Source organism: Nonomuraea sp. NPDC049378, from assembly GCF_055586745.1.
In genome coordinates, this window is record NZ_JBVJHP010000049.1 from 1 (window position 1) to 10,701 (window position 10,701).

Consider the following 10,701-nt stretch of genomic DNA (forward strand, 5'->3'; position numbering starts at 1 on the left):
CCTGCGCAAACTCCGCTGCTGCCCACTTCTCGCAGGTCAGCTCGTCAAAGCGATCCTCGTCCTTCAGCTCCGTGAGGCTGGATGAAAAGCATTCAGTGATGACGATCGGCCCGAGCAGGCGGAAACGGATGCTGTGCTGGTGAGCGAGGGCGGTGGCGCAGGTGTTGAGGGGCTGGTTGTCGGCGTGGCCGTTTTCATCCGCCCACATGTTCCAGCGACTGGTAACAGTCAGCGGCTCAACCGCCGCAGCGGCGATGAGGCCGCGGATTGCTGCGACGGTCCGTCCCCGCTTGGGCAGGTGGACCTCAGTCACCTGACCATCCAGGCTGATTGTGAGGGCTCTCATGGTTCTCCTGGTGCTGGCGTACTGGTTGGTGTGCAGAGATAAGTACGACTCACTACCCGCTCAGGAGCCGAGGCCTTCGAGCAGCTGAGCTTCGAGTTCGGCGATGCGCCGGTCGGCGAATCGGCCGTTGGAGCGGGCGGCTTGAAGCCGTTCGTTCAGGGTCCGGGTTTCGTCGGTGAGGTGGCGGACCTTCTGCTTGAGAGTGGTGTTCTCCGCGAGGAGCCGGCCGTGGGCGTCATCGGGGAGGTCGGTTTCGTAATCGCGCAGGCGGGCCAGGAGCTGACCTATCTGGCCGCGTTGGGCGACGATTTCGGCGCGAGCGGCCTTGATGCCGTCCTCGGCGTTCAGGGCCCTGTCCTTCCAGGCGGCCTCGACCTGCTCGGCTTTGTGCGCGACGTCGTCCGCGCGGGTCTCGGCGGTGGCCTTTGCCGCTTGCGCGACCAGTTGGCGGGCCTGAGGATTCTGGTAGATGAAGCTGCGCGAGACCCGCGCTCTGCGGGCGGCGGCCGCGATGGTGATCAGGGCGCGTTCCCGTTGCATCTGCCGCAGCGTCGCCTCCAACTGCTCCAGCATCGTCTTGATGGCACGCTGGCGGGCGTGGTTGGCGTTCTCCGTCCGCGAGCTGGGCGTGCTCATCAGGATGCCTCCTCGGCGAAGGCGCGTTCGTGAGCTGCCTCGGCGGCCTCTGCCAGGTCGGTCGCGCGGAAGTTGATCGCCCAGATCCGCTGGTAGTAGTCCTGGGGACGGCGCAGGTCGAGGGTGAGTGCCTGGTCGAGGAGGCCGAGGCCGGCCAGGGCCTTCTCCAAGCCCTCGATGGCGCGGGCGGTCGGTTCGAAGACCTGGTGCAGCCAGTCGGCCATCTCGTCGGTCGGTGCCCGCTCGGCGAGGGATCGCCATTGTTCCTGCTTGCGTCGCCAGTAGAGGAGATCGCCGCCGGACAGGACGAACTTGTCGCAGTTAGTGCAGTCTCTGTTCCAGGGGCAGGCGTCGCCGTTGACGACGGGCTGGTAGATGCAGAAGCCACCTTCGGTGGGGGTGCTGCGGCGGCTGAGGTCCAAGGCGAGGGCCATCGCCTCGTGCTGGGTGAGTGGCGTGGTGCCGGTGCCGGCCAGATGTTCGCCGGGGTTGGCTGCGCCGGGCCCGGCGACCCAGACCGTGTTGAGGATGTCATCGAGATCGGAATGGGAGACTTTGACGTAGTGCTCCGCCATGCGCTCACTGACTTGTCCCAGGTAACGCTTGATGTGAGCAAGGCTCGCGCCCGCGGCCAGGAGCTTGGTCGCCAGAGTGTGACGAGCTTGGTGGATGACATTCCCGCCGAGATCCAGGCTGTCCACCCACTCCTTGAAGCACCTGCTGAAGTGGCCATAGGAGATCGACTTGGTGCCGTCCGGGTTGCGAACGGCATTGGGGAACAGCACGAGGGACTTCCGCTCCTCCGCGCTGGGAGGACGGCCAAAACGGTCCTCGAAGACCACGAGGGTCTTGGCTCGGCGGTCTTCGAGCCGGTCATAGAGGAATTCCGGGATCCGGATGCCCGCGTTGTAATTGCCGACCTTGGTCTGGTCATGCCAGAGCATCGGCAGACCTCGGTAGCGGCCGATGCAGTCGAGGGAGAGCTTGACGACCTCGCTGCAGCGGCGGCCGGTCGCCACGATCGTCTCCCAGATGTCGCGTAGCCCTCGGTCGTTAGGGTCCCAGGTGCCAGCGAGCAACTGAAGATTGGCCTCGTCGGCCAAGGCGCGGGCGACATCGTCGGTGAAGGGGTTCCGGGCGACCTTGCGGTCCTTGCCGCCTGAAGGCAGGGCGACGATGAAGGAGCGAGACAACCCGACCTTGTCGGACTCGCCACAGCTCAGCGCCTCGAACATGACCTTGCGAGCGTGGGTGAACGTCAGCCGGCGGGTGCCGAAGGTGACGATCGAAGGCTCCCCGTTGCCGCGGACGAGCCCCAGCGACGGCAGCCCGTGCCGTTCCCGGTTCAGCAGGTCGGCGGCGAACCTCTCGGCGTGCTCGGAGCGCAAAAGCGCCGGTTCGTGGCCGCCCTGAGGAGCGTCGATCGCCAGGAAGGCGCCGAGCTCGATGATCGCGCGTCGCGCCGAGTCGAACGGACCCCGGGACCTGGGGCACTGCGCCGAGCGCAGCACCCTGGCCAGATGTTCCCAGAGCAGGTCGCGAAGCCAGCGCTGCGGAACGCCGGCCAGGTCGAAGTGGCTTTGGGTGTTGGGGAACCGGCGGCCGAAGTGCTCAGTCTCGATGAAACCGGCGTCCTTGGTGTCCTCCGGGCTGTAGTAGATGCGGCGCAGCCCATCGGCGATCTCAAGAATCAGCGCCCCGGTGAAGGAATCGAAGTCCTTGCGGGATCGCCCGCCCTCCCGGGTGGAGGTGAAGTCCGCAAGCGAGGTCAGCTTCAGCTTCCGGCAGCGATTGGCCAGCCTCTGAACCGTTCCCACTTCCCAGTTCGCGCGATGCTTCATCTGGGCGTGGCCGTTCAACCCCCACTTGATCTCGGCCTTGAGCAGCGGATGGAGACCGGCCAGGTTGATGAAGCCCGGTTTGCTGATCGGGTCCTCGTCTGAACACCACCGTAGAAACGCGGCCTCGTCCTCGTAGCTGATCGCAACCGGATCGCCCAGCTGCTCGAAGCCGCGCCGCCACGCGGTCGGCGCTGCTGCTCCACCAGGCCGTCCTGCTCGGTAGTAGCGATCCTGGTGGGGTTCACACAATCCGATCGGGAAGGCGGCGTTGTAGGGGCAGGCGTTGATGCGGCAAGGGCCGAACCCAGCGAAGGTCGTGGCGTCGGCCTTCCACTCCTCGAAGCCGGCCTCGGGATGCGCTCGCTGAAACCGCCGCCACCGCACGCCGTGATACTTGCAGAGCCGCGTCGTGACGGTCTGCGCGGGCAGATCGGCGCAGATGCGGCACGAGCCGAGATCGACTCCCTTGCGGGGCTGCAGCGGCCGCGCCGTCTGGATGAACCTCGCCCGGCCCAGCCCACTGCTCTTCCACTCGTAGTAGTGCGTCGAGCAGATCAGCTGGCCCCAACGGCGGATCCGATCGCACTGGTCAACGCTGCACTGCCAGGCGTAGACGGCGTGGTCGGGTGCGATCACGATGTGATCAGGTCGATAGGCCGGGTCGAAGCCGGGACCGTCGATCAAGGCTGTCAGCACTTCCAGCCGGTCCCGCTTGATCCGGCTTGGAGCACCGGGGTCGACGAGTTGCAGTTCGATAGTCATGGCCGCTCCCAGACTCGGTCGAGCGCGGCGGTGAACTTGGGGGCGTGGAGATCGGTGTGACCATAGATCTGTTCGACGGTCGTCGCTGACGACCATCCGCCGGCGTCGCGGGCGATCAGGGTGTCGCCGTCGGAGGCATCCAGGACATTGGTGGCAAAGAGATGCCGCCACGCGTGGGGATTGACCTTGCCGAGGCCGAGCCGGATCCCGGCTCGATTCAGCATCGCCCGGGCGCCCGCCATCGACCATGGCCGGCCCTTGCCGGATCCGTGCAGCTGAACCAGGAGCATCCCATGATCCTTGTTGTGCGGATACTCCGTGGTCATGTACTCGAAGTAGGTGTGGATCATCGCCGGGCTTGCCCGGCGAACCAGCCCTCCGTGCACCACGCCGTTCCGGATCGTCCAAGGTGGTTTGGCTTTCGCCCGGCTTCGGTTCCGATTGGTGTCCCGATGGCAGATGTGAACGTGTGGTGGCCTGCAGTCACCGCACTCAGCTCCCTCGCGCAGGTGGAGGTCGACCAGGTGCAAGCCGCAGAACTCGCCGATCCGAAAGCCGCCGTCCGCCAGCCAGGTCACCGTCATCCGATCCCGGGCTGACCCCAGGTGGTCCAGCAACGTAGTTCGCGCGCCATCGGGCGGCATCTTCGGGTGCCGTCGGCGTACTGCCCTGGCCGGCCGCAGCGGGTTAGCTGCCATCTCCTGGACCACGTGCCCGAGGAACAGTCGCCGCCGGTCGGCCTTCGTCGGCAGCCGGGCTCCTTTTCGCGTGAATTCCTCGGCCAGGCCCTGGTTCTCGCCGTGGGAGCCGAGATAGCAGTAGAACCGCTTCAAGCAGGCCGCGGCCGCGTCGAGCGAGCTCTGCGAGTACGGTCGTTTGCCCACCCGCCACGGGTTGCCATAGGGCCCGCGATACTCGGCGCCCACCGCGCCCATGTAGCGCTCGAGATCCCGCATCGCCACGGACTCGGGCGTCAATCCCTCCGACACCAGCCACCGCAGGTGGTCCACCAACAGATAGGCGTACGTCCGGTCGATCCCGCCCGCGCACGTCCGCAAAAACCCATCGGGCAACCGGCATACCGAGCCGTCCGCCGCGAGGATCGTGTACGAGATCCGGCCAGAGCGATGCTCCAGCTCCTGCACCCTCAGATCGCCAATGACAAGCTTCCGCCCCACGCGTCCCCCGACCGCCCAGCACGTGTCACACGTTCAATGACCAGGAGGTTAACGGTGATGGCACGAGAACACAGACCGCCACGCCACACGTCACGCACAGCGAAGATAGCGATCTGTTAAGTGGACGTCGAGGCGGAACTGGCCAAACTCGACATCGGCGGCTGGCGGCCGCTGCGGCCCGCGCAACTGCGCGAGCTGGGGCTGACGCCCTGGCAGGCCCGCCGCCATCTCCCTGCGGGAGATGGCGCAAGCGGTTGATCTTGGGGGTGGCCTGCGCTGGGCGCGGGCTCACGGCTGCCTCGGGAGCGGGCGCCTCTTCTGCGTATGACATACGCGCCAGTCAGTAGACTGCCAGGATGGACGGCGAGAGTGACGAGGCGTTCCCTGCGAGCATCGAAGCGGCCTGGGGCCTGCGCGAACGTCCCCCCAAGGGGCCGAAGCGCGGACTGACCCTGGAGCGCATCGTCTCCGCGGCCGTGAAGGTCGCCGACGAGGACGGCCTCGACGCGGTCTCGATGAGCCGCGTGGGCAACGAGCTGGGCAGCTCGACCATGGCGCTCTACCGCTACCTGGCCACCAAGGACGAGTTGCTCACGCTGATGCTGGACGCCGCCGTCGGCCCACCTCCGCCGCTGCCTGAAGGCCTCGGCTGGCGGCGAGGCCTGGAAATGTGGGCCACCTCGATGCGCGCGGCGATCCTCGCCCACCCCTGGACGGTCCACCTGCTGATGCCCAAAGGGCCGCCCGCCACCCCCAATCAGCTCGCCTGGCTCGACCAGTTCCTGCAGATCCTCCAGGACACCGGCCTGCCCGCGAGCGCCAAGCTCGCCACCCAGCTGCTGATCAGCGGGCACGTGTGGAGCCACGTGAGCATCACCGCGGCGATCATGCTCGACACCGACCCCGGCAGCCAGCGGCGCTGGAGCGAGTATGAGCCGTTCCTGCGGCGGGTGAGTGGCGATGGCCGCCTGCCCGGGCTACGCGCCGCGCTCGACGAGGGTGCCTTCGGCGACGACCAGGGAGCTCCTGACGATCACTTCGTCTTCGGCCTGGAGCGCGCGCTAGACGGTGTCGAGGCGCACATCCGCTCTCTCGGCTGACCTGGCCCGGCGGTGTGAAGGACGCAGCCAGAGATCGAGATCTCTGCAGGAGCCCATAAACGTATGGCATACGCAGAAGCGTGTATGGTGTACGCAGAAGGGAGGGCCATGGAAGCCCGTAAGTTCGCCGAGACCGACCGCGCCCCGCTGCGCGAGCTGTTCGGCCGCGCCGGTGAGGGCGCACCCACCGCTTCGCTGTGGGGGCACGAGGAGTCCGAGGCGGCCATCTACCTCGACCCCTACATGGACCTCGAGCCGAGCTCGCTGTTCGTCGCCTCGGTCGACGGCGCTCTGGTCGGCTACCTGGCGGGCTGCGTCGACGGCGCGGCCTTCCCCAGCGAGGGTGAGCGCATGGAGAGCGCCATCAGGAAGTACCGACTCTTCTTCCGGCGCGGACCCGCGGCCTTCTTCGCGCGCAGCCTGGTCGACCTGGCGGTGTCGAAGGTACGGCGCAGGCCCACCGCAGGCGACTTCACCGACGCGCGGTGGCCGTCGCACCTGCACATCAACGTGGCCCCAGAGTCGCGCGGGACCAGCGCCGCCGACGCACTGATGGCGCTGTGGCTCGACCGGCTGAAGACGGCCGGCTCTCCAGGCTGCCACCTCCAGACGCTGGTCGAGAACACCCGCGCCGTACGGTTCTTCGAGCGCGCCGGATTCGCCGCGCACGGCCCGACACCGCTGGTGCCCGGCCTCCGACACGAAGGCAGGCGGGTTCACCAGCAGACGATGGTCAAAAGCCTTCGCTGAAGGCGACGATTGCGGCCGAGCAACCTGCTCGGGCCTTGCGGGAGGGGCCCGCGCCACACCCTCGATCGCGCCGGCTTGCTCGACAACCTCGACCAGCAGCCACCCTGCGCCATGTCCAGATCGCCCTTCAGCCCGCCACCACGGGCCGGCCGACGCCCGCTGCTGGCTCAGTGAGCCGCGCACGTCCTCAGCCGGACGCGGCCCACCATGGCGGCGACTCGGCCACATTATGTGTCACATCCTCTTGAGGGAGGCGCAGCCCGTGTCCGTCGTGGCATTCCCCGGCCGGCCCGACCCGATCTCCGCCGCCGCAGGCACGACCGGCGACACGACCGGGGCCGCGGTCGAGCGCTTCCTCGAGTCCATCACCGCGGCCACCACCCGCGCCGGCTACCCCGAGACACTCACCCGGCTGACCGCCGTCGCCGGCCCCGGCCATCCGGTCGCCGCGCTGACCCCTGAGCACTACGCCGCGGGCGGTCATGGTCCGGTGGACGACCGCGGCCGGCGCCATAGCTGTGTGTGATAACAGTCTCGGGTCTGCGGCTCAAGCCGGCACCACGGCTCGGCTTGAGGTGAACCGGTACAGCGCAATGGGTCGCCCACCCAGGACGCTCGCGATTGGCCACGCTTTGTGGAAACCTTCAATGTGCTGTCGCTGGGCGGCTGTCTAGAGTGCGTGACCATGGTTGTGGCGTGGGCGGCGGTACGTGGCATGGTCGGGCTGGTGCTCGGGGCGGTGATGGCCGTGGTAGAGCTGGCGTGGGTCGTCATCGCGCTGCCGCTGCTGGCCATGCCGTTTACCCGGCCTTGGTCGTTCCGTGGCGCCGGGCGGCTGGCCGAAGCTGATCGAGTCCGTGTCAATCGCTGGCTGGGCGGCACCGTCGCCCCGGATCTGGCCGGGGGGCGTGCGCTGGCGTACGTGGCGATGCGGGGCATCGTGGGCGGGCTCGGTGGTGGGGTGTTGGTGCTGGTCGGGATCTGGGTGGCGGTGAGCTGGCGGGCGTTGTCCGACGGTACGGGCGAGCGCGCTGAGATGAGCTGGTATGACCCCATCACCTGGGCGGCGTTCGTGGTCCTCGTCGTCTTCCTGGCGGTGCAGGCCTTGATCGGCTTGGCAGCGCTGGAACGGCGGCTGGCGGTCTGGGGACTCGCTCCCAGCGACAAGGAGGTGTTGCGGCGCCGGGTTGAGCAGTTGTCGCGGACGCGGGCGGAGGTGCTGGAGGCGGTCGATGACGAGCGTCGGCGGATTGAGCGGGACCTGCACGACGGCGTGCAGCAGCGACTGGTCGCGCTGGGCATGCTGCTCGGCCGCGCCCATCGCCTCGACGACTCCGGCACTGCCGCCGCGCTGTTCCGTCAGGCGCAGGAGGAATCCCGCCGCGCACTGGAGGAGTTGCGGGAGGTGGCCTGGCGGATTTACCCGGTGGCCCTGGACGACGGCGGGCTGCCGGCGGCGCTGGAGTCGCTCGTCGAACGCTCCAGCGTACCGATCAACCTGGACTACGACCTTGCGGTGCGGCTGGGCCCGGCCCAGGAGACGGTCGCCTACTTCGTGGTCTGCGAGGCGGTAACGAACGCGCTCAAACACAGCCAGGCTCAACGGGTTGAAGTCGAGGTCCGCCAAGCCGCCGGCATGTTGCGCGTACGTGTCAGCGACGACGGTGTCGGCGGCGCCCGCCCCGACGGCCGCGGCCTGTCCGGCCTGGCCCGCCGGGTAGCCGCCTACGACGGCCGCTTCGACCTCGACAGCCCTGCCGGAGGGCCGACGACGCTGCGGGCGGAGCTGCCATGCGCATAGTCCTGGCCGAAGACAGCACGCTGCTGCGCGAGGGCCTGACCCGGCTGCTGAGCGAGGACGGCCACCAGGTCGTGGCCGCCGTCGGCGACGGGGAAGAGCTGGTGGCCGCGTGTGATGAGCATCAGCCGGAGGTCGTCATCGCCGATGTGCGCATGCCGCCGACCTTCACCAGCGAGGGCCTGCGGGCCGCGCTCGCCGTGCGGCGCCGGCACCCGGGGATCGGCGTGCTGGTGTTGTCGCAGTACGTCGACACGCGCTACACCGCCCAGCTCGTCGACAGCGGCGTACGTGGGGTCGGCTACCTGCTCAAGGACCGGGTGGCCGAGGTCGGCGACTTCCTGGAGGCGCTGCGGCGGGTGGCGGACGGCGGCACGGCGTTCGACCCGGAGGTCGTCCGGCGGCTGCTCAACCGTGCACGCGACACCACATCCCTGGCCCGGCTGAGCGTGCGCGAGCACGAAGTGCTCGCCCTGATGGCACAGGGGCATACCAACGAGTCGATCGCCGGACGGCTGCATGTGTCGCGCAGCGCGGTGGAGAAACACGCCAACGCCATCTTCGACAAGCTCGGCCTCGCGCACGCCGACGGCTACAACCGCCGGGTCCTGGCCATCGTGCGCTTCCTCAACGACTAACCCCCGGATCTGACCACTGGACGGCCGGCAGGGCCGCGCGGTCGCTCAGCCCTGCCCTCTTCCCTCCGACCCTCTACACAGGAGTACGCGTGAACCTGATGACAAGGCACTTCATGACCACCGCCGCCGCCGTGGTGGCGTTCTGCCTCGGCTCGCCGGTCTCACCCGCCGCCGCGTCGGCGCAGCCAGACCCGGCCGCGATCGCCGACGTCGTGGAGGCCAACCTCGGCCCTACTCGCCTGCCCGGCGTCGCCGTGGCGCTCGTCAAGAACGGGCGCGTCCTGCACACCGGCGGATACGGGCATGACGCGCGTGGCGAGCCGGTCACCAGCCGGACACCGATGCGGATCGCGTCACTGTCGAAGTCGTTCACCGCCCTGGCCGTGATGCAGTTGACCGAGGCCGGCGACCTCAGGCTCGATGACCCCGTCGCGCGGCATCTGCCGGAATTCGCAATGGCCGACCCCAGAGCCGAGCAGATCACCATTCGCCAGCTGCTCGACCACAGCTCCGGCATGTCGGATACCACCTACCCCGAGGCTGGCCTACCCCAGCCGGACTCCCTGCGCCAGGCCGTGGCGGACCTGCACCGCGCCAAGCTGGCCACCCCACCAGGCCAGCGACACGAATACCACAACCCCAACTACTGGGTCGCCGCCCGGCTGGTGGAAGTGGTGAGCGGGCTGCCCTTCGCCGAATACCTCACCCAGCGGGTCTTCACTCCGTTGCGGATGACCTCGACCGTGACCGTCGACAACTGGCAGAGCCCGGTGCCCGGCCTCATCGACGGGCACAACCGCTTTCTCGGGATCCCCTGGCCGCGCGCGGAGCCCGACCGGTTCGTCGCCGGCTCGGCCGGCATCGTGACCACCGCCGACGACCTCGCCAACTGGCTTGCCCTGCACACTCGTGGCACGGCGAGCGCGGTCCTGTCGAAGAAGGGGCTGCATGAGCTGCACCAGCCCAGCGCACCCGACGGCCACTACGCCCTCGGCTGGGACAATCCCGACCCCTACAGCGGGCCCCGGCAGATCACGCACCCCGGATCGTCCTTCACCTCCACGGCCACCATGGTGCTCCTGCCCGGCAGCGGGTACGGCATCGCGCTGATGTCCAACAGCCGCATGCCGCTGGAGGCCGACGTCGAGGCCATCATGGAAGACCTCATCGCCCTGACCCAGGGCACGCCCCGCACGGGCGCCCCGCTCCCGCTCGCCTTCATCGCCGACCTGACAGCCTTCGCCGCCGCGATCTCGATCGCGACAGGCGGGGCCCTCAAAGCTCGTCGAGCGCGACGTTGGGCGCAGCACCGCGCCACCGCTGCTCCCTGGAGGACGACGCTCCGGCTGGTCCCCTATCTGCTGCCGTTGCCGGTGCTCGCCTTCCTGCCGCGCATCCTGGAACTGATCACCGGCGGCCGCGACGTCACCTTCGTCCTGCTGTCTCACATCTGGCCGACCTTCCTCGCCGCGGTCGGCCTGACCGCAGCGACCGGGATCATGGTCACCACCGCCCGCATCCACGCTCTCCTGCGACGGCAGCGTCGCCAGCCGGCTTGGGGGTATCACTCTAGGTGTGGAAATGATCACCAAACGTAGACCGAAGTCTGCAACGATCATTCACCATCTCGGGGGAGAACACGATCATGTCCA

Annotated in this window: 11 protein-coding genes; 7 read left to right on the forward strand and 4 right to left on the reverse strand. The window is 68.4% G+C overall.

Features of this window, described 5'->3' with window-relative positions; all coding sequences use genetic code 11:
* The 4 genes from ACZ6SA_RS48940 to ACZ6SA_RS48955 form a co-directional block, all read right to left on the reverse strand.
* A partial coding sequence (locus ACZ6SA_RS48940) for a hypothetical protein (protein ID WP_465836330.1) occupies positions 1–346 on the reverse strand: 346 nt, incomplete at its 3' end.
* Positions 347–406: 60 nt separating this feature from the next.
* On the reverse strand, positions 407–982 hold the full coding sequence (locus tag ACZ6SA_RS48945) for a DUF6262 family protein (RefSeq protein WP_465836332.1): 576 nt from the start codon (positions 980–982) through the stop codon (positions 407–409).
* Complete coding sequence (locus ACZ6SA_RS48950; protein WP_465836334.1) at positions 982–3,585, reverse strand: tyrosine-type recombinase/integrase; 2,604 nt, start codon at positions 3,583–3,585, stop codon at positions 982–984. The genes ACZ6SA_RS48945 and ACZ6SA_RS48950 overlap by 1 nt, the downstream gene beginning before the upstream one ends.
* Positions 3,582–4,730, reverse strand: a complete 1,149-nt coding sequence (locus tag ACZ6SA_RS48955; protein WP_465836336.1) for a tyrosine-type recombinase/integrase — start codon at positions 4,728–4,730, stop codon at positions 3,582–3,584. Before ACZ6SA_RS48955 ends, ACZ6SA_RS48950 begins: the two co-directional genes overlap by 4 nt.
* A gap of 153 nt (positions 4,731–4,883) precedes the next feature.
* Here ACZ6SA_RS48955 and ACZ6SA_RS48960 point away from each other — a divergent pair, with 153 nt between their 5' ends.
* From ACZ6SA_RS48960 to ACZ6SA_RS48990, 7 genes are all read left to right on the forward strand, one after another.
* Entirely contained in the window at positions 4,884–5,021 is a 138-nt protein-coding gene (locus ACZ6SA_RS48960; RefSeq protein ID WP_465836338.1) for a hypothetical protein, read from the forward strand.
* A gap of 98 nt (positions 5,022–5,119) precedes the next feature.
* Entirely contained in the window at positions 5,120–5,863 is a 744-nt protein-coding gene (locus tag ACZ6SA_RS48965) for a TetR/AcrR family transcriptional regulator (RefSeq protein ID WP_465836340.1), read from the forward strand.
* A 108-nt stretch (positions 5,864–5,971) separates the two neighbouring features.
* Entirely contained in the window at positions 5,972–6,613 is a 642-nt protein-coding gene (locus ACZ6SA_RS48970) for a GNAT family N-acetyltransferase (RefSeq protein WP_465836342.1), read from the forward strand.
* A 262-nt stretch (positions 6,614–6,875) separates the two neighbouring features.
* Entirely contained in the window at positions 6,876–7,139 is a 264-nt protein-coding gene (locus ACZ6SA_RS48975; protein ID WP_465836344.1) for a hypothetical protein, read from the forward strand.
* 108 nt (positions 7,140–7,247) lie between these two features.
* Positions 7,248–8,414: a sensor histidine kinase gene (locus ACZ6SA_RS48980; protein ID WP_465836346.1), complete on the forward strand. Its 1,167-nt coding sequence runs from the start codon at positions 7,248–7,250 to the stop codon at positions 8,412–8,414.
* Positions 8,405–9,049 (forward strand): response regulator transcription factor, encoded by a 645-nt coding sequence (locus ACZ6SA_RS48985; protein ID WP_465836348.1) that lies wholly within the window; start codon positions 8,405–8,407, stop codon positions 9,047–9,049. Before ACZ6SA_RS48980 ends, ACZ6SA_RS48985 begins: the two co-directional genes overlap by 10 nt.
* 98 nt (positions 9,050–9,147) lie before the next feature.
* A complete protein-coding gene (locus ACZ6SA_RS48990; protein ID WP_465836350.1) occupies positions 9,148–10,647 on the forward strand; it encodes a serine hydrolase domain-containing protein in 1,500 nt (499 codons plus the stop codon).
* Positions 10,648–10,701 lie beyond the last annotated feature (54 nt).